General features: G+C 50.7%; 13 protein-coding genes. 3 read left to right on the forward strand and 10 right to left on the reverse strand.

Features of this window, described 5'->3' with window-relative positions:
- Positions 1-260: 260 nt before the first annotated feature.
- From ACXX82_RS19830 to ACXX82_RS19860, 7 genes are all read right to left on the reverse strand, one after another.
- The gene (locus ACXX82_RS19830; RefSeq protein ID WP_458563550.1) at positions 261-890 is read right to left on the reverse strand and encodes a TetR/AcrR family transcriptional regulator; all 630 of its coding nucleotides are present in this window, start codon (positions 888-890) and stop codon (positions 261-263) included.
- Positions 891-1,007: 117 nt separating this feature from the next.
- The gene (locus ACXX82_RS19835; protein ID WP_458563551.1) at positions 1,008-1,886 is read right to left on the reverse strand and encodes an acyl-CoA thioesterase; all 879 of its coding nucleotides are present in this window, start codon (positions 1,884-1,886) and stop codon (positions 1,008-1,010) included.
- Between the two features lie 151 nt (positions 1,887-2,037).
- The gene (locus ACXX82_RS19840) at positions 2,038-2,856 is read right to left on the reverse strand and encodes an oxepin-CoA hydrolase, alternative type (protein WP_458563552.1); all 819 of its coding nucleotides are present in this window, start codon (positions 2,854-2,856) and stop codon (positions 2,038-2,040) included.
- Positions 2,853-3,995 (reverse strand): acyl-CoA dehydrogenase family protein, encoded by a 1,143-nt coding sequence (locus ACXX82_RS19845; protein ID WP_322237712.1) that lies wholly within the window; start codon positions 3,993-3,995, stop codon positions 2,853-2,855. Before ACXX82_RS19845 ends, ACXX82_RS19840 begins: the two co-directional genes overlap by 4 nt.
- 8 nt (positions 3,996-4,003) lie before the next feature.
- Positions 4,004-5,200 carry an acyl-CoA dehydrogenase family protein gene (locus ACXX82_RS19850; protein ID WP_323507671.1) on the reverse strand — a complete coding sequence of 399 codons (1,197 nt, stop codon included), beginning with the start codon at positions 5,198-5,200 and terminating at the stop codon, positions 4,004-4,006.
- Positions 5,201-5,213: 13 nt separating this feature from the next.
- The gene (locus ACXX82_RS19855) at positions 5,214-6,395 is read right to left on the reverse strand and encodes an acetyl-CoA C-acyltransferase (protein ID WP_323507673.1); all 1,182 of its coding nucleotides are present in this window, start codon (positions 6,393-6,395) and stop codon (positions 5,214-5,216) included.
- Positions 6,396-6,425: 30 nt separating this feature from the next.
- A complete protein-coding gene (locus ACXX82_RS19860; protein ID WP_458563553.1) occupies positions 6,426-8,546 on the reverse strand; it encodes a 3-hydroxyacyl-CoA dehydrogenase NAD-binding domain-containing protein in 2,121 nt (706 codons plus the stop codon).
- 567 nt (positions 8,547-9,113) lie between these two features.
- Here ACXX82_RS19860 and ACXX82_RS19865 point away from each other — a divergent pair.
- The 3 genes from ACXX82_RS19865 (at position 9,114) to pta (ending at position 12,881) form a co-directional block, all read left to right on the forward strand.
- Complete coding sequence (locus ACXX82_RS19865) at positions 9,114-9,404, forward strand: hypothetical protein (protein ID WP_323507672.1); 291 nt, start codon at positions 9,114-9,116, stop codon at positions 9,402-9,404.
- Positions 9,405-9,789: 385 nt separating this feature from the next.
- Positions 9,790-11,610 (forward strand): sulfoacetaldehyde acetyltransferase, encoded by a 1,821-nt coding sequence (gene xsc / locus ACXX82_RS19870; protein WP_458563554.1) that lies wholly within the window; start codon positions 9,790-9,792, stop codon positions 11,608-11,610.
- A 257-nt stretch (positions 11,611-11,867) separates the two neighbouring features.
- A complete protein-coding gene (gene pta / locus ACXX82_RS19875) occupies positions 11,868-12,881 on the forward strand; it encodes a phosphate acetyltransferase (RefSeq protein WP_322237730.1) in 1,014 nt (337 codons plus the stop codon).
- Positions 12,882-13,153: 272 nt separating this feature from the next.
- Here pta and ACXX82_RS19880 read toward each other — a convergent pair whose 3' ends face one another.
- The 3 genes from ACXX82_RS19880 to ACXX82_RS19890 form a co-directional block, all read right to left on the reverse strand.
- A complete protein-coding gene (locus ACXX82_RS19880) occupies positions 13,154-14,923 on the reverse strand; it encodes a PAS domain-containing sensor histidine kinase (RefSeq protein ID WP_458563555.1) in 1,770 nt (589 codons plus the stop codon).
- A gap of 1,415 nt (positions 14,924-16,338) precedes the next feature.
- Complete coding sequence (locus tag ACXX82_RS19885; RefSeq protein ID WP_458563556.1) at positions 16,339-17,661, reverse strand: diguanylate cyclase; 1,323 nt, start codon at positions 17,659-17,661, stop codon at positions 16,339-16,341.
- Between the two features lie 895 nt (positions 17,662-18,556).
- Complete coding sequence (locus ACXX82_RS19890) at positions 18,557-20,041, reverse strand: amino acid permease (protein WP_323507649.1); 1,485 nt, start codon at positions 20,039-20,041, stop codon at positions 18,557-18,559.
- Between the last annotated feature and the right edge of the window lie 23 nt (positions 20,042-20,064).

Below are 20,064 nucleotides of genomic sequence, written 5' to 3' on the forward strand. Positions count from 1 at the left end.
GGGGACCCGACCAACGGGAGGGCAGCGCCTCTGCGGTCGCCTTTTTTTTGGTTACTTTATTTTGGCGAAGCAAAAAAAAGTAACTAGCTGCCGGTCTACCACCGGCAAGCCCCCACGGAGCAGTAACCATGTTAAGTAACGAAGACCGTATTCACTAAATGTCGGACCAGCCGCGACAAGCACCCACAGAGCGGCAACCATTCCAGCAATCAACCAATCAAACCATATCGAAAACATCTAATAAAAATTTAAATCAACATTCAAATATCAACACCCACCAATATCCCATTAAACGCAAAATCAAGATAACTATCCGTCACCTCACGCAACGTCATCTTCCCCTCAGGAGAATACCAACGATTAATCTGATTAAAACTAGACAAAAGATAGCGCGCCAATAAAGCCTCATCCACACGACGCAAGTCCTTATTCTCCATTGCCTCCCGAAGGCATTCGCGCAAAATACCCTCATATTTGTCACGCAACTCCAGCGCCATCAAACGCTTATCACCCGTTTGAACGCGAAAAGAGTTAGAACCAGCCATAAAGTGAGAAGGATGCGCCTCATAAAAATCCATCGAAGCATAAAAAAACGCTTTAATCCGACTCAATGCGGTCGATTCTTTTTCGATGGCCGCGCCAACATCAGCGATCAAATGTTGAAGACCCTCAATCACCACCTTCTTAAACAACGCATCCTTATCCGGAAAGTGATAATAAAGTGCCGCTTTTGTGATCCCCGCTGCCTCCGCAATATCACGTAAAGAGGTGCGGTCATAGCCATGCTCTCCGAAAAGTCGACGTGCTATATCCAGGATCTGATCTGCGCGGGTTTGTGGCAGGCCCTCTTGTATGGCGCTCGATGTAGTTCTGCCCGATTGCGTGGCCATATAGTGTAAGTTCCGATCTGGAAAAGAAAAATTATCGCCAATTCATTGACAACATACAAGTAGATAAACAATAAGATCGAATTATCCTATTTGTTGTAAGCGATCAACCGATCAATATTATGATGGCTTCACCCCTTGGTGAGGTCGATTCAAACGGATTAGCCCTTCCTGCGCCACCGTGGCAACCATACCACCCTGATGATCATAAACATGCGCAATATTCAGGCCCCGACCACCAGATGCGTTCGGACTTGCCATCGAAAACAATAACCAGTCATCCAAACGGAAAGGGCGATGGAACCAGATTGTATGATCCAGACTGGCGGCTTGCAGGTCGGCGTCATAAGGTGCAATACCATGGGGTTTCAGTGCGGTCCATATTAAGCCGTAGTCAGAAATATAGGTTAGCAGAGTTTCATGCGTCAAACGCGTATGCGGCAAACGATTGGGCGTGCGTGCCCATATTTTTTGATGCGGCGCATGGGTAAACGGCGCACCAAAGCAGTCATCGTCCTCACACCGAAAATCCACCGGTGCAGGGAAGACGGTGCTGGTATCGCCGTTCGGATGATGTCTCCAATGGGGAGAATGCGGTTGCATCCGCTCCGGGATTGCGAGCGACGTGTTGCGTTGATGGTGTGACATACCGTCCTCTTCTTTCTGAAAAGAAAGCGAAATGTGGCATATCTCGCGGCTGCCCTGAAAGGCCACTACGCGCCGGCTGCTGAAGCTACCGCCATCGCGTACCCGATCAACCTGATATTCAATCGTGAGGCGAGCGTCCCCGGGGGATGTAAACATCGCATGCAGCGAAACAGGTCTGCGATGATCGACGGTGTGGGCGGCAGCGTGCAATCCCTGCGCTAAAATCTGACTACCAAACGTTCTCGGATTGCCTTTAAAGTGACTGTTGCCAAGATAACGGTCAACATCAATCCGCTTGACCTGCAATAAATCAATGACTTCATCAGTATTATATAAAGCGTCGTTCAACATGCTTATTAGCACTCCATCCATCATGCGCTGATTGGCAAAATCCTGACTTTGCGTCTTCCTTTTCTTCTGTGTTTATCAGAATACTGAGTGGACCTGCGTGATTATGTGGGTGATCATCGCGATTTTGTGTCTGCCAGGAAGTGGTGCTGGGTTAATCTTTATTCGGTTTCCCGCGCAATGTAACAAAATCGGGCGACCGTTTGGCAAAGAAAGCAGCTATCCCTTCAGTTGCCTCGTCATCGCCTTGCGACGCCACCATCAGTTGCGCCTCCAACGACAGTTGCGATGCCAGATCATTGCTATGAGCGCTCAGGCACGCAGTCTTGATTCGCGCATTGGCACGCATCGGACCATCGGCAACGCGTGCGGCCAGCGCTATGGCTTCCGTTAGTGCGACGCCTTTTTCGGTAAGCCGGTTGACAGCACCCATGGCATGCAGACGTTCGCCGGATAGTCGCTCGCCCGTCAGACATAGTTCGGTCAGTATCTGGCGTGACACAAACTCTGCCAAAAAGGCCGTAGCACCACCATCCGGTGTCAGTCCTACCTTGACGTAAGCCAGCGAGAAGACGGCGTTACGCGTCGTCACCAGCATGTCACAGGCTAGGGCGATCGATAGGCCTGCGCCAGCTGCGCCGCCTTCCACTGCGGCGATTACCGGCTTGTCGCAATGGCGAATCGCAAGGATCAACCCACTCAGTTTCTCAAGCCACTCGCGCCGTACCGTTGGGGCCAGCGCACGTCGCTGCGCTAGCTGTTTAAGGTCACCACCGGAACAGAAAAAATCTCCAGCACCTGTGAGCACAATCGCACCGACTGTCGGATCAACTGCCGCCGCAGCCAGCGCCGCTGGCAATGCAGTGTATAAGTCTGCCGTGATGGCATTGCGGGCAGTCGGATTATTATTGATCAGGATGCGGACGGCACCTTCCTGGCGAATTAACACAGCTTCATTTATACGGCTACTCATACGGCCACCTGCTGACCAAATGCAATGAAGCGTTGCAGATGATGATCCTCATCACCTAACTGGTGATCAATCATCACTAGCCGTTTGGCATAATGGGCCAGCGGTAATTCCCAGGTCATCCCAATGCCGCCGTGCATCTGGATACTCTCTTCTGCCACCAATGTGCCAATGCGACCAATACTGACTTTAGCGGCAGATAGCGCACGTTCACGGGTTACCCGGTCGGCATCAAGTGCCGCCGCGGCATTGATCACTGCCGAGCGCGCTTGTTCAATCTCCAGTAACAAGTCTGCCATGCGATGTTGCAACGCCTGAAAGCTACCGATGAAGACACCGAACTGTTTGCGTGTGCGGAGGTAGTCGAGTGTGGCCGATTTGGCAGCTTCCATCGCACCGAGCGCCTCGGCACACAACGCCAATACACCGCGTCCGATTACACGCTCCAGCGTAGCGTATGCCTGGTTTTCTGTGCCTAGCAAGGCATCGTTATCGAGCGTTACCGCGTTTAAGCAAAGCTCAGCGATGCGGCCACCGTCGATAGTGGGGCAGTCGCGTACAGTGAGTCCCGGTGTCTTTGCCGGTAACAAAAAGAGCGAGATTCCGGACGTATCATCGACTGCTCCTGCCGTACGTGCAGACACAACAAATAAATCACTCTGTGCGCCGTACAACACCACCGCTTTGGTACCGGTTAGTGTCCAGCCTTCGGCGTTTCTTTTTGCGTGTGTTTGTACCCGCGCCATCTCATAGTGCGTATCGGGTTCTTCATGCGCAAGCGCGACGATGGCGTCACCACTGATGATGTCCGATAACGCCGCTTTCTGTTTTGGCGTGCCAACAGCGGCGATGGCGTCACCAGCAAGCATCGCGCAGCCCAGCAGCGGTTCAATCACCAAGCCGCGACCAATCGCCTCAAAGACCACCGCAATGTCATATCCTGTGCCGCCGAAGCCGCCGTCATTTTCATGAAACAAGGCACCAATGACGCCTATTTCTGCCAGTTGCTTCCATACTTTTTGACTAAAGCCATGCGGCGATGTAGTGATGTGGTCGCGTGTCTCAAAAGTGTATTCCGCAGCGAGGAAGCGCTGCAGGCTGTCGGCGAGCATGCGCCGTTCTTCAGTGTGTTCGAAATGCATGTGTGCCCTCACAGTCCAAGAATCATCTTTGAGATAATATTTTTCTGGATCTCGTTAGCGCCGCCAAAAATCGAGAGCTTCCGGTTATTGAAATATTGCGCTGCGGCGCTTGATGCGCCGTCCGGTCCAACTGGCTGCTGATCAAAATCATCGTATAGCGCTTCCTTGATAAACGGTCGCGCATAAGGACCCATTGCGCGACGTGTTAACGCAGCTATTTCTTGACGAATTTCGGTGCCGCGGATTTTTAGCATTGAACTTTCTGCACCCGGTGCGCCACCGCCAGCCACCCCTGCGATCACGCGCAAGTTGGTGGTTTTCATGTTTTCCAGATCTATCTCGACGCGTGCCAGACGAGCGGCAAATAAAGGATCTTCGGCCAACGGTCTACCATGGCGCGTTTGTTGTGCTGCAATACTTTTCAGTCTGTTCAATGCCGCAACGGAAAAGCCTACGCCAGCGATATTGGTACGTTCATAGGTCAACAGATACTTGGCGCAGGTCCATCCCTTATTTTCTTCTCCGACCAGATTAGCAATCGGTACACGGACGTCGGTGAAGAACACCTCGTTGACCTCATGTTCGCCGTCGAGCGTCATAATGGGACGCACTTCGACGCCCGGTGTTTTCAACTCAATTAACAGAAAACTGATACCTTCCTGTTTCTTGGCTTCTCGATTGGTGCGTACCAGACAGAAGATCATATCGGCATGTTGCGCGAGCGTAGTCCAGGTTTTTTGACCGTTGACGACATAGTGCTCGCCATCACGCACCGCCGTTGTTTTCACCGCGGCAAGGTCGGAACCGGCTCCCGGTTCCGAATAACCCTGACACCACCAGTCGGTCCCATTCAGGATGCGCGGCAGCCAATACTGCTTTTGCGCCGTGCTGCCATATTTGATCAATACTGGTCCCAACATATTGACGCCGAAGGGCAAAATACGTGGTGCATTTGCGAGGCAGCACGCATGCTCAAAGATGAACTTCTCCATCGGGCTCCAACCCGGACCGCCAAATTCTGCGGGCCAATGATTCGCTAACCAGCCTTGTGCGTTGAGGATGGCATGCCATTCCTGCATGTCTGCTTTGGAGATATGCTTGCCCTCGGCAACCTTGTGGGATAGACGGACTGGTAGTTTGTCTGCCAGAAATGTGCGTACTTCTTTACGGAAGGTTTCTTCTTCAGCGCTAAAGTTAAGATCCATATCGATTGTCCTCTTAATAGATTTCGAACAGTCCGGCTGCGCCCATCCCGCCAGCGATACACATCGTGACGACCGCGTATTTTGCGCCACGTCGCTTGCCCTCAATTAACACATGCCCAGCCAGACGCGTACCGGTCATGCCAAACGGATGGCCGATAGAGATGGCACCGCCGTTGACGTTAAGCCGCTCGTCAGGAATGCCAAGTCGTTGCTGGCAATAGATCGACTGCGAAGCAAAGGCCTCATTGAGTTCCCAAAGATCGATATCATCAATCTTCAGACCATAACGCGCAAGTAATTTTGGAATTGCAAAAACGGGGCCAATGCCCATTTCGTCAGGTTCGCAACCAGCAATTGCCAATCCACGGAAAGCCCCTAGCGGCTGGAGATTGGCGCGTTCTGCTTCTTTTGCATCCATCATCACACAGGCTGACGCACCATCCGATAATTGCGATGCATTGCCAGCGGTGACATACTTGTCGGCTCCCATCACTGGCGCGAGCTTTGCCAGTCCGGCATAGGTTGTGCCGCGCCGGTTACAGGTGTCGCTACCGACTGTTACTTCTTTCCTGGAGATAACACCCGTCTCTTTATCAGTGATAGCCATGGTAGTCGTGCAGGCAATGATCTCGTGAAGGTAGCGTCCGGCGAGTTGGGCTTCTTCGGTCTTGCGCTGACTCTCTGCCGAAAAGCGGTCTTGCGCCTCACGGCTGATACCATAGCGTGCGGCTACGATATCTGCTGTGTCAATCATTGCCATATAGAGGTCAGGTTTGTGCTGTGTGATCCAAGGATCCATTCCACTATCGCCATCCTCACGCGTACGAATTTGTGAAATACTCTCAACACCACCGGCAATCATGGCGGAAACGCCATCAACCACAATACGTCCAGCCGCCATGGCGATTGCTTGTAAACCAGAGGCGCAGAAACGGTTCACAGTCGTGCCGCCAATGGTTATCGGCAAACCTGCGCGGATGATCGTTTGACGTGCTACGTTGCGGCCCGTAGTACCTTCGGGATAGCCGCAACCCAGAATCGCATCCTCAATCAACGCTGGATCAATGCCAGCGCGCTCTACCGCCGCGCGAACTGCAAAGGCGGCGAGAGCCGGGCCTGACGTGATGTTGAATTCACCGCGATGGGCTTTGGTCAGGGGTGTACGGGCGGTTGAAATAATAACGGCTTCGCGCATCATATATTTTCTTAATGAAAGTGAATGTACTTATTCGGACAGATTCAAGCTGGCAAAATTGGTGCCGCGTTCAACCAGCTCAACCAGCAATGGTGACGGCTGCCAGAACAATGGATCGTCCTTGGCGAACGCACGGATATCGGCCAGCACTTGTGGCAATCCCAGCGTGTCGGCATAGTGCATGGGACCACCGCGATAGCGCGGAAAACCATAGCCGTAAAGAAAGGTAACATCCACATCAAGCGGTCGTAACGCGATGCCCTGATGCACAACATTTGCGCCTTCGTTGATCATTGCCGCCATGTAACGTCGGATAATTTCATCGTCAGTGAAACGACGCGGTGTGATACCGGCACGTTGACGTTCAGAGTCAATAATCGCCTCAACTTCGTGGTCAGGTTTTCCTGTGCGGGTCCCGGCAGCATAGAGATAATAGCCCCGTCCGGTCTTTTGTCCGAACCAGCCGTTTTCGCACAATCGGTCTGCGATGCGCACGTAACGTGCCTCTGGATTGCGTGTCGCGGCACGGCGTTGTCGGGTCGCCCAACCAATGTCCCCGCCAGCCAGATCGGATACTTCAAATGGCCCCATCGGATAGCCGAAATCGCGTAATGCTTTGTCAATCTGGTAAGGCGATGCGCCATCTTCCATCATATGGTCAGCGGCTTGACGATAGACCGCCAGAATCCTGTTACCGATAAATCCGTCGCACACGCCTGCGCGGACCGGCACCTTGCGGAGTATTTTGGCAAGTGCAAATGCGGTCGCCACAACATCTGGAGAAACCTTTTTTGGCACCACGATCTCAAGCAACTTCATGATGTTGGCAGGGGAGAAGAAATGCAATCCGATCACATCGGAGGGACGCGAGATGCTGGCGGCGATCTCTTCAATGTCGAGATAGGACGTGTTGGTCGCCAGCACCGCACCCGCCTTACATACTCGGTCAAGTTCGGCAAATACGACTTTTTTAACAGCCATGTCCTCGAACACAGCCTCAATGACCAGATCGACGCCTGCTAATGTGGCGTAAGAAGTGCTGCCAGACCAGCGCGCCATCAATGTTGCCTTACCATCCGGTGTCAAACGACCCTTAGCGACTAATCCGTCGTAGACTTTTTGAACATGCAGGCGACCGCGTTCCAGCGCTGCGTCGTCACGTTCTATCATGATCACGGGTAGCCCAGAGTCGAGCAATGCCACCGCAATACCTGCGCCCATCGTACCGCCGCCTATGATGCCGACATGCGTGAGAGTGCGCGGCGTCGCATTCCGCATTTCTGGTAACTTGAGAACTTCACGATCAGCGAAGAACGCATGGATCAGGCCAGCACGCTGCGGACTGGCGTGGCATTCTCGGGATAGTTCGCGCTCGCGTCGCAGGCCTTCTTCAAATGGCAGATTGCGTGCAGCATCAACAGCGTCGACTATTTTAAGAGGAGAGAAAAGGCCACGAGGTTGATGTGTGATTGCAATGCGTGCAGCGTCGATTACCTGTTGACTGTCTGGTTGATCTGTCAGCGCTGCCGCATCGCGGGTACGGCGCAAAGGGGCAGAATGGGTGAGCAGATACTGCACATATTCCAGGCCCTCGGCCAGCACGTCGTTAGTGCGTCCGATGCGGTCGATCAAGCCCAGCGTAACTGCTTCATCAACGCCTAAATGGCGTCCGCTAAGGATCAGATCCAAAGCTGCTTTCGCGCCTATCAGGCGAGGGATGCGTTGTGTGCCGCCAGCACCCGGCAGCAAGCCGAGCAATACTTCGGGAAGCCCCAGTTTGGCACCCGGCATGGCAAGTCGGTAATGCGCGGATAGTGCAACTTCCAGTCCTCCGCCCAGTGCCGCACCATGGATCGCTACCACCACCAGTTTATGACTGGTTTCGATCTGATTGCAGACATCGGTTAATGCTGGCGGCAACGGTGGCGCACCAAATTCCCGGATATCTGCACCGGCGATAAAATGTCGGCCAGCGCCGATAATCAGCACTGCTTTTACCGCGTCGTCTTCGGCCGCGGCGTCAATGGCTGCAAGAAGGCTACGGCGCACGTCGACGCCCAGTGCATTGACTGGAGGATTGTCGATGGTGACCAGAAGGATGTTGCCATGTAATTGACGGGTGACGACTTCTGTCGGTTTGCCGAAGCGCATAGCGAAATATCTCCAGAGGAATGAATAACGCTTCGCACAGCAAAGCATTGCTTCGTAATAAAAAATTAAACTGAACGTTACCTTGTTTTTCCTGTGAATGAGCAAGAGGAGGGTACTTATCACATTCAAGTAAAATTTTTAACTCTGGGGCAAATAGCTGAAGCAGTCTGGGTATCTGGCTTTTTATCATGCAGACTCAACTTCCAACTTCACAATCAAGACTTCACAAACGGCGTCATCCTGTTTTATACTCTTACCTGTCCCTGATAAAGAGGGGAACTGGTTTGACAGCCTGACATACCTACAGTGCACAAACGGCGCAATGCCGTTTTTTTGCATACGTTCACCCGTGTTGCGCATTCTTTGGGCGGCAGTGGTGGGGAGGCTTCGGCCTGCCGGTTGCTGTAGGTATCGGTCTGTCAACCCTGCTATTTGCCGCTCACCCCGTTTGACAGCGGGGCGCGGTTTAATCGCCACCTACGGAAGTTACAACATGCCTCGTATTACTACGCCCGGTTTCATGGCGCCTATTCTCTCCGAACTACAAGTTAACGCGGTGGGGAAGTCATGAGCAAGCCAACACTACCGCCAACAATAGACGCATTTCATCAGCCGTTTTCATGGCTGCCATCCCATCATCAAACGAATGAGCACGCCCAGTTTTATGCCATGACGGTAGATATCTGCCACGGCATCAAGACGTGTATTGATTTGGCCCATTTGAGCAACTCAGATAGAAATACGGATACAGCACCGACGTTAACTATTGTTGACACGGAGCGCTTGCTGCGTCTAGCGCTGATGTCAGCTCACATGTTGGCCGAAATAGCTGCGACGCGGATTGATCGACTCGATTGACGCGGTAATGTTTGCCGCCTATGCGTGGAAATAAGGTGAGACAGCCGAATCGGTTAATTGGTCAAAAAAAGACTTAAGTTTTAATGAGTCAATCTCGCTCCAGAGCATAGCAATAGAGCAACACATAACGCCACCGACCTATTTTAATAATAGGTCGGTGGCGTTTTTCTTTGTGGCAAGCGTCGACGTTCCTCGTGCTGAGTAAGCGCTCGGTCAAGGCTAATTCGAATTTACAATACAATTTGTATCGATTTTTAGATAAATCAGTTGACAATCAATTTGCGAGGTCTTAAAGTTCCATTAATGTTAAATATTGGAACTTATAGTACCAATTTATATAATCAACTGATAATGCAACGCACATCAACTCACAAGAGAGACTTTTATGACCGATCAAATATCCCTGGCTAACCGGAAGGTGACGGTTGGCTTACAGAAGATGACCCCGTCCGAAGCGATGGTGGAAACACTGGTTGCCAATGGCGTCACTGATATGTTCGGGATCATGGGCTCTGCCTTTATGGACGCGATGGACATCTTTGCGCCTGCCGGTATTCGCCTCATTCCCGTGGTGCACGAGCAAGGTGGCGGTCATATGGCCGACGGTTATGCGCGTGTGTCCGGTCGTCACGGTGTGGTGATTGGTCAAAATGGTCCCGGCATCAGCAATTGCGTCACCGCCATTGCCGCGGCATTCTGGGCACATAGTCCGGTGGTCATCATCACACCAGAAACCGGCACTATGGGCATGGGACTGGGCGGCTTTCAGGAAGCCAACCAGTTGCCGATGTTTGAAGAGTTCACCAAATATCAGGGACATGTGACCAATCCGGCCCGCATGGCCGAGTTCACCGGACGCTGCTTTGACCGTGCCATGTCAGAGATGGGACCGACCCAACTGAATATTCCGCGTGACTATTTCTACGGTGAAATTCAGGCCGAGATTCCATTGCCAAGTCGCCTGGATCGTGGTCCTGGCGGCGAGAAGAGTCTTGACGAAGCCGTTGCATTGCTGGCGAACGCCAGATTTCCGGTCATCATTTCCGGTGGCGGCGTGGTCATGGCCGATGCCATTGAAGAATTCAAGGCACTGGCTGAACGTCTGGGCGCACCGGTCGTCAATAGCTATCTCCATAACGACTCGTTCCCGGCCAGTCATCCATTGTGGACCGGACCGCTCGGCTATCAGGGTTCCAAGGCCGCCATGAAGTTGATGGCGCAAGCAGATGTGGTGATTGCACTCGGTACCCGGCTCGGGCCTTTCGGTACCTTGCCACAGCACGGTATGGACTATTGGCCAAAAACGGCCAAGATCATCCAGATCGATGCCGACCATAAAATGCTGGGATTGGTCAAGAAGATCTCGGTCGGTATCTGCGGTGACGCCAAGGCAGCGGCAATTGCGCTGACCCAACGTCTGACTGGCAAAACGCTGGCGTGTGATGCGACGCTTGCCGCACGCGCTGCCACGATCAAGTCCGAGAAGGATGCCTGGGAAGCCGAACTCAGTGACTGGACGCATGAAAGAGATGCGTTCAGCCTCGACATGATTGCAGAACAAAAGAAAGAAAAAACCCCGTTCGGTGGCACGTATCTGCATCCCCGTCAGGTCTTGCGCGAACTGGAAAAAGCCATGCCGGAAGACGTCATGGTATCGACCGACATCGGCAACATCAATTCGGTGGCGAATAGCTATCTGCGCTTCGAAAAACCGCGCAGTTTCTTTGCGGCGATGAGCTTTGGTAATTGCGGCTACGCCTTCCCAACCATCATCGGGGCCAAGGTCGCTGCACCCCATCGTCCGGCGGTGTCGTATGCCGGTGATGGCGCGTGGGGCATGAGCCTGATGGAGACCATGACCTGTGTGCGTCACAATATTCCGGTCACGGCGGTGGTATTCCACAATCGTCAATGGGGCGCAGAGAAGAAAAATCAGGTCGACTTCTATAACCGTCGCTTTGTCGCCGGTGAACTGGAGAACCAAAGCTTTGCCGCCATCGCAATCGCGATGGGTGCCGAAGGGATCGTTGTCGACAATCTGGAAGACGTCGGACCGGCACTGAAAAAAGCCATTGCCATGCAAATGAACGAAGGCAAAACCACCATCATCGAGATCATGTGTACGCGTGAACTGGGCGACCCGTTCCGACGCGATGCATTGAGCAAGCCAGTGCGGTTGCTGGAAAAATATAAAGATTACGTTTGATTGCTTTACGCATAATTTATCAGCGGATATTGTCGGTAAGTATTATTAGTAAATATTATCAGCGAATATTATTAGTAAAAATTTGAAGTAGTAATCGTCGGTCTACAACTCTTCCGGGAAATGTGATTGCAGGGCCCAAGTGCAGATTGTACTGAGTGGCCCAGCATTTTTTTCAGTCAAAGGTTAATCTCTTTTTTTGCCAGAGCAGGTGGACAGCCTGAACGATTTTCCAGCAATCCATTTCGGAGAAAATACGTATGAAAGCACTACACCGCATCATCGAGCAGGCGGGTATTTGCCCTAAAAAAATGGTGTTATGCGAAGGCGATGATCCACGCGTGCTACACGCAGCGGCGCGCGCCAGCAGCGAAGGTGTCGCAGAAATCATCATAGTAGGAGAGCGGGCCAGGATCAATGCATTGGCTGACGCTGAGGGCGTTGATCTAAGCCAGATTAATTTAATTGATCCTGCAGATTCTGCCTATAGTGAAACTTTTGCCGAAGAATTATTTTCCTTACGAAAAGGTAAGGGCATGACTTTGGAGCAAGCCAGGATCAATGTACTGGACCCGCTCTGCTACGCTAACCTTATGGTGCGGCTTGGCTATGCTGACGGTTCTGTTGCCGGGGCCGTTCGTACCACCGCTGATGTGGTGCGCAATGCTATCCAGATTATCGGCATACGAAAGCCGTTTAAGCTGGTGTCGAGTTTCTTCCTGATGATGCTTTGTGAGCCATTTCACTCATTTAAAGGAGGTATCATCTTTTCCGATTGCGCTTTGGTGGTGGACCCAAGTGCGGAGGAATTGTCGGAGATCGCGATGGCGGCAGCCGACAGCGCACGTCAACTATTGATGGAAGAACCGCGAGTAGCGATGCTGTCGTTCTCAACCAGTGGCAGCGCGCACCACATCTCGGTCGATAAAGTCACCGCAGCGACCAAACGGGTGAAGGAGCTTAGACCAGGGTTGGCAATTGATGGCGATGTACAACTTGACGCAGCGCTTGTAGCTGAAATTTCCGAGCGCAAAGTCAAGGGATCGGAAGTCAAGGGTAAGGCGAATGTTCTGATTTTTCCCAATCTGGACGCCGGTAACATTGGCTACAAGATGGCCGAACGCGTTGGCGGTGCGGTCGCAATCGGCCCGTTGCTACAAGGGTTGAAAAAACCAGCGAATGACCTTTCACGCGGTTGCAGTATGGATGATATTTTTAACGTCATTGTCGTCACGGTGGTGCAGGCACAAACGGAAACGCATCAAGCAGAATAGTCGCCAGAAACCCCGTTAGAAGTATGACTTTTTAGCACTCCGTATAAATGATAGGGTTGTGTCGCATTGGTCGAGATCAGCAAAGCAATCAAGTAGGCGGCGATGATGTATGCGGTCGACCTGTGGTCCATACTAAAATGGTATTGTAAGACAGTAGTCTGGGACGACCGGCAGCTGGGTTCCAGCGTCTTGCAGCACTTCTATCAGACGCTTGAGCGCAATAACAGAGTCGGAAGTTATGAAGGTTTCTGTCAATCAAAGCTGACGTTTTTTTATTCTGGCAATGACTGATCGAGGGGCAGGCGCAATCTCACGGTCGTACCCATTCCAGATACTCCTCTAACGTTAAGTTGCGCCCCGAAATACCGGGTACGCTCGTGCATGCCAAGTATGCCCCAAGCTTCACCGCTCAATAACTGTCCCGTTTCAATGCCTTTGCCATCATCCTTGATTTCGACCACGATAATATTTTTGTGGCGTAAGATACGAATCATTATCTTTGACGCCTCCGCGTGGCGTACCACGTTGGTTATTGCTTCCTGCACTATCCGAAACAACATGATGCTGCGCTCGGCATCAAGTGTGACCATCGCTGCACGTTTGCTAATAGCAAAATTACATTGCAGTCCGGAGCGCTCCTGAATTTGCTCTGCGTACCATTCCAATGCTACCCAAATACCTAGGTCGTCTATTACGCTTGGTCGCAGGTCGGCGATGACCCGGCGCACTGTTTCCATCGCGGCATCAGCCATGCAAGTGACATGAACCAGCAGCGGCTCGGGAGCGTGCCCTGCGCTGACGGCGCGCTCTATCGACACGTAGACATAAGCCTTGATACCGGTCAGCATACTTCCCAGTTCATCGTGGATCTCGCGGGCGATGCGCTTGCGCTCATCTTCCTTTGCTCTTGCCTGATGATCAACCAGATTCCGTAGCTCCGTCCGTGAATCCTGCAATGCTAACTCCGCCTCCTTACGCTCGGTGATATCCGTGAGTGCTCCCACCATGCGTACCGGTCTCCCGTTAGCATCAAGCGTCGATTGTCCCCTGGATCTGACCCACCGTAATTTTCCAGATATCGTGACGACACGGAACTCGGTCTCATAAATGGAATTGGTATGCAAAGCTTTCTTCATGCCTGCACGTACGTGAGGTCGATGTTTTGGCTCGATATATCTGGAAAAATATTTTTCGCTGCGTACCGCTTCATCACTGCCTTCTTCTAGTATTTCCATCAAACGAGGCGAATAGTAGACACGCTTACCGAGAATATCCCAGTCCCACAATCCATCGCTGGTGCCACGCATGGCAAGTCGGAGGCGCTCTTCATTGATTCTGAGTACATTTTGAAATTCATCGTTTTTTCTAAGAATGGAAATTGAAATAAAACAGCCACAACTCATTAAGAACGATGCAATAATCAACGTTGCTAGCAGCAAAATATGCTGTATTTTGCGTGAGGCCTCTCCAAATTTGGATGAAAACTTCTCCTCTAGTGGATTCAGAAGGGCGTTGATATGCAGAATGCGCGCTAGACTGGATCGCAAAGAATCCTCGTCATTATTACCCGACGTAATTTTAACGTGAAGCAGAGTGGCTTCAACGCTGAGTGCATTGATGTAACGGTCGCCTTCAGCCCAAATCGCAATTATCTCGCTGATGTAGTGGACCTTCCGAAAATTGCGGAAAAGACAGATCATGCCGTCGATGTCGTCCGGATGGTTGCGCCCTGCAAGAAATCCTGCACGCGCCGCATCAAGATCGAGAACCGGTTGCTCCAACGCTAGCCTGGCATCGCGATCACCCAATGGCGCTGCGATGGCCCTCAGAAACCTTTGATAGTCACCGTCGTTATGTGAGATGACATATTGATTCAGGTATAACACCGCCTCTTTCTGGTTTTTTGAATATAGCCCCTCCCCACCTACATAAGCGCGGACTGCTGACATGATATCCATACTGAAATATCCCAACCCAACCAGCAAGGCCGTCGTAGCCATTAAAGGCCAAAGCACTTTTAACCAGCGCCAGTTAATATCCATTTTCCGGGCTCCTGAGCCGACACATACAAGAAGCGTGGAATAAAACCTGGTCCGATAAAATAACTAAGATTCTTCGCGAAACCGGTATTTGGCTGTGCCGATGCGTTGCCAAATTTTCATACTTCATTCCAAGTTGACGTATTGCGAGCGTTTGTGTTTGCTCAACCGAAGAATTTTTGTAATGCATGTCGTGGTCTCTGATCTGCTCAAGATTACGGTAGTTCAACCGGCCTCAAGCGCTTGAGGGCTATATAGCTGGCCTTGGCGGTTGTCTCAAGGAGTCAAATCTTGTACAGACATCGTAATGTGAAGGGCTCGATAACAACGCATCGTCCGCACTATGGTCCGATACAGATTCGCAGGGTGACGCTAGGACTACACGAACCGGACCAACGCGAATGGTAAGTCGCAGTTGGGGGCGAGGTGGTGCAACAAGTGAATTTGCACCAGACGCGAACATCTTCGTTGCTTCGTCAAAAGTCCATCGCTATACCTGTGGGCTTTACATTTAACACCGCTGCTTACCAATTCAAAACTGTACACTTTAGCGTTCATTTGTTATGTCTTATTTTTAAATTGAACGCTTAAAGCATTCTCGGATAGGGGAATACGTTATGTGAATTGGGTATTCAGGTGAGCTTCATTATGCCTGCAATAAATGTCGAATTTCGGTAATTAGTGGTGTTGAGTGCTATTTTGGTTGAGTTATTTTGGTCGATGGCTTAAGTATCAGTCAATTTGGTCCACGCATACCTGCCGTGCTCGTAAGGTCGTCGCGTTTACCCCGCATGGTTTGCATTTTTAATAGAATGTCTCCCTCGGTTGCAGACCAAGCGTATCCGGCGATGCCAACTAATTGCAGAAATCATGACGTTATTTGTATCAAACTAATCGGGGTCGAGATGATCCCGATCAACTTACGGCCAAAGTTAGTGACGTTTTCTAAATGAGAATGAATCAATGCGATAGCGAACCCGTCATCAGCCATTCGCGCAGCAATATCTGGGCACGAATCGCATTTTTGATTGGTATTGAAACGGTACGTAAAAGCGCATCTTCTTAGGCTTGACCATAACTTTGGTTGACGTGTTAGAAGCCGTCCAAGTCAATATACAATACCGCTAGCTCAGTATTATCTCGTCGGAGCAGCGATTATTGTTGAATGAGAGCATGGTGGAAGCCGGTATGGCATCGCCGGGTCACAATGTCACTAAATGAGTAAGCCGTTTGCAAGGGTTGCCTCGTAGCGGGCAATGCAGTATCACTGTAATTTGGTGCACCACAGTGTAATAGCGTCGGCGTATGTAGCGTGGCCAGACCAAAATCACCTCAATCGGAAGCGCAGTAATCTACTCGATTGTTATGATGGCCTTGACTAATGCGACGCAATCAATACGGGGAACCCGAGGGTAATCTCAGGATCTCCAGATTTTCACCGTATTGCGCCCAGAATGTTTTGCCTCATAAAGCGCTTTGTCGGCACGATCAAGCAGTGCATCGAATCCGCTAACTGAGGCTTCCATCGTACTAATACCGATGCTAATGGTGTACTTTATTTCAACGCCATCAGCATTCACGGTTGCAGCTTCAACATTGTTGCGAAAACGCTCCGCCAATTGGGTTGCACCATCTAAACCCGTTGAAGGAAGCAGGACGGCGAATTCCTCACCGCCGATACGTGCCACCGTATCGATGTCGCGCATTGTGTTCTTCAGCGTTGTGGCTAAATGACACAACACCAGGTCTCCGACCCCATGTCCATAGGTGTCATTTACTTTTTTGAAGAAGTCTGCGTCAATAACCATAAATGATAGCGGCCGCGGATGCCGATGCCAGCGCCTGAACTCCAGTTCCGCTGCTTCGAAAAGCGTACGTCTATTTGCTATACCCGTCAGATAGTCGCTAGATATCGCCATCAAGCGCGTCCCCGCTTCTCGATTGCGATTAGTAATATCACGCATGATTAAGGCGTAGCTAAGTCCTTGGTTCTCCGATAAAACCTTGGTCCCGTCAATCTCTGCCGCAACGTCATCGATGGGAACAATCATACTACTGCTCCAGAACTGGGTGCCGTCTGCTTTTAAGCGCCAGCCTTCAGTCAGACTCCAGCCGTCCTCGTCAGCCTCCTTCAAGTAATCGATTATCCGTTCTGGCGAAATTCCGTCTTCTTTGTAAAACATAGAGAACGATTTTCCAACGATATCTGCTTTTTTATATTTTAGAACCCGTCCTATGCTTGGATTCCATTCCAGTATGTTTCCGTTCTGATCCAAACTCATCAACGCATAATCTGTCACGCCTGCAGTGATCGCGTTCAACCAGGCAGTGTTGTACTTCAACTGTCGCTCTTGCGCGATCGCTAACGTCAAATCGGTAAGCACCGCCATCATGCGTTTCTGATCCACTTTGATGAGGCTTATTCCCAGCATTTTCGGATCTTGTTTACCTCGAATACCCGCGGTCAGCTGAGCACGCAAACCATCGCAAATTGTCCCTTGCGAGGTGGGGAAATCCGCGGTCATGCGTCGGAGTTCCGGTGCAACCGATTCCAGAACCTGGAATAGATTGGAAAGGCCCCCGTCTTGAGATAGCGGCATTAAAAGTTGAGCGGAAAGGGGATTCATCAGCTCCACTTCGCCCCCGAGGCTAATTTGAATTAACCCGACCGGAGCGAGGTAAAAAAACTGCAACAGAGCCTCGTGCTCTGCGGCAAGATCTTGCATGTCTTGAGGGCTCATGACGATCGCTGCAGGAGGATAAATCGCATTTTCAAGCCTGGACGGGCGTGTAGCCGTAGTTTTATCAGAACATGGCGTATGCGTAGAGTGAGTGCATCATTTTTCTTAAATGGCCTCGCAATCATGGAAATAAGTGCTTCCAGATCAAATTTAAGGGCGTTTATTTCAAGCATGTAACCTCCTCAGTTTTAAGTAAGCACGCGTAAAATAATGCGAAAATGTCTGCTTAAATGCAATTAAAGTGTGGTTGCCAGAATGAAACTGTTGCCAATTTACTGAATGCTAGCCTCACCAGGACTGGGTAACGTTAATGACATTACGCACATCGCTGTGAGGAGTTCGTGAAACACAGATGAGATCGCCAAATGCCGTTGTAGCTATAAGTGTTGGATCAAGGAAGAATAAGGAATTATTTTGCAATCTTGATAATAACGTAGAATTAACGCAAAGCTATATAAAGTTTTATAGGTAGTGTGCACACCATCTATATCATTTTCTCCCAATGGCATTGAGACGCACACCATCCATATTGAGGGTTAGGCCGGATTTCCACCATCTGACAACCTGACATCTCATCTGAGCCCGCCATCATAGGTTGTACTGTATGCATCATGTACATCTGTTCAATGCCCCACTAGGCGGTTTTAGCTGAGCGAAAAGATTTGAAGTCGGGCATTGGTAACGTCACGCGCTTAATGGCAAGTTTGTCTTGTTCCACGACGATGTTGCTATATTTGACGTGACGAATCTATTGGTTAATGTCTCTTCGCGTGGGCGCAGAGTTTAAGCAAAAAAGTTACTTCCTGTCGGGTCACCCCGATCAGCATGCGCGGCGCAGCGGCCGTCTCAGCTACCCACTTAATCGAACGATATTGGCAATACTGGCAATGCCCGATTACCTGACTGCAAATGAAGGTGGTTTTAATAAATCGCTTGCGATTTCAAGGGCCGGGCCGGCCTCTTTGATAACCTTAGAAGTCTCTAACGGAGGTTTTTTATCGCCACCAAACCGCTGTTTAACAAGGTATATCACCACCAGCAAAGCCAAACTACCCAGACCGAACCAAAGCGACAAGCGTTGTTCCGGATCAGGTGAAAATCCCATCGAGCCCAAAATCACCAACATGCCGAAAATCGCAAAATAAGTAAGGTAAGGAAAGCACCACATGCGTACTTTGATCCGCTCTGGATGATCACGATCCAGGCGCGCACGAATGCGTAGTTGCGAGATAGCAATGAGCAGATAGACAAACAAAATGAACGTCCCGTAAGAATTGACGATAAATGGGAATACTAGGTCTGCGGAAATATAGGACACTCCAATTGCCGCATAAGCAAACAGCGTGCTGAACAGAATGGCGCGGACGGGCACGCCGTTTTTGCTTAGTTTTACCAACGCCGTTGGTGCATCGCCACGACGCGTTAATGCAAAAATCATACGTGAGGATGCGTACAGGCTGGAGTTTAGTGCCGATAGAACAGCGGTCAAAATAATGCCGTTCATGATATCAGCGGCATAGGGAATGCCCATTCCTTCCAATGCACTGACAAACGGGGTGCCAATTTGAGGTGAATCCCAGGGAACAATACATACGACCAAAAACAAGGAGCCTACATAAAACAGCAGCACGCGTGAAATCACCGAATTGGTAGCGCGTGCGACAGCTTTTGCCGGATCAGCGGTTTCTGCTGCGGCAATGGTAACGATTTCAGCGCCGGAATAAAATGCTGTGGCGGCAACAGCGCCGCTGAGTACCGGTCCCCAACCATTTGGCATGAACCCGCCGTGGCTTAGAAAATGTCCCAGGCTTGCCGGGGTGTGGTGCAAGATACCAGTTAGGAACAAGCCGCCTAAGGTTAAAAAAATGATGATCGCGACGACCTTAATGGAAGCGAACCAAAATTCAAACTCGCCGAATGATTTTACCGAAATCAAATTTAATAAAGTCATCGACACCAGCAACACCAGACTGATGATCCAGGGAGCAATATCGGGTAACCAGAAATTGATCAGCTTGGCACCCGCGATTGCCTCCAACGCGACGACTACCACCCAAAAGTACCAGTACATCCATCCGCTCATAAAGCCCAAAAATTGGGAAATGTTAGGCCGATCTTCAAAAGCGAGCCGGGCATATTCGTAAAACGAGCCAACTGTCGGCAACGATGATGCCATCTCGCCCAGCATGCGCATAATCAGAATAATCAAACCACCTGTCAAAAGAAATGACAGGATCACTGCGGGTCCGGCAGATTTTGCGACTACACCGCTGCCAACAAATAACCCGGCGCCAATCACGCCACCCAACGCAATCATCGTCATATGACGTTGTTTGAGTGTGTGCTGTAAACCAGTACAACCATCCAAATCGGTAATCATTTCAGTCTCGTCTCCGTTAGTTA

The organism is Glaciimonas sp. GNP009 (assembly GCF_054343755.1).

Coding starts and splice junctions, on each gene's coding strand:
- ACXX82_RS19830 (WP_458563550.1), bottom strand. CDS start 890: ATGGCCACGCAATCGGGCAGAACTACATCGAGCGCCATACAAGAGGGC.
- ACXX82_RS19835 (WP_458563551.1), bottom strand. CDS start 1,886: ATGTTGAACGACGCTTTATATAATACTGATGAAGTCATTGATTTATTG.
- ACXX82_RS19840 (WP_458563552.1), bottom strand. CDS start 2,856: ATGAGTAGCCGTATAAATGAAGCTGTGTTAATTCGCCAGGAAGGTGCC.
- ACXX82_RS19845 (WP_322237712.1), bottom strand. CDS start 3,995: ATGCATTTCGAACACACTGAAGAACGGCGCATGCTCGCCGACAGCCTG.
- ACXX82_RS19850 (WP_323507671.1), bottom strand. CDS start 5,200: ATGGATCTTAACTTTAGCGCTGAAGAAGAAACCTTCCGTAAAGAAGTA.
- ACXX82_RS19855 (WP_323507673.1), bottom strand. CDS start 6,395: ATGCGCGAAGCCGTTATTATTTCAACCGCCCGTACACCCCTGACCAAA.
- ACXX82_RS19860 (WP_458563553.1), bottom strand. CDS start 8,546: ATGCGCTTCGGCAAACCGACAGAAGTCGTCACCCGTCAATTACATGGC.
- ACXX82_RS19865 (WP_323507672.1), top strand. CDS start 9,114: ATGAGCAAGCCAACACTACCGCCAACAATAGACGCATTTCATCAGCCG.
- xsc (WP_458563554.1), top strand. CDS start 9,790: ATGACCGATCAAATATCCCTGGCTAACCGGAAGGTGACGGTTGGCTTA.
- pta (WP_322237730.1), top strand. CDS start 11,868: ATGAAAGCACTACACCGCATCATCGAGCAGGCGGGTATTTGCCCTAAA.
- ACXX82_RS19880 (WP_458563555.1), bottom strand. CDS start 14,923: ATGGATATTAACTGGCGCTGGTTAAAAGTGCTTTGGCCTTTAATGGCT.
- ACXX82_RS19885 (WP_458563556.1), bottom strand. CDS start 17,661: ATGAGCCCTCAAGACATGCAAGATCTTGCCGCAGAGCACGAGGCTCTG.
- ACXX82_RS19890 (WP_323507649.1), bottom strand. CDS start 20,041: ATGATTACCGATTTGGATGGTTGTACTGGTTTACAGCACACACTCAAA.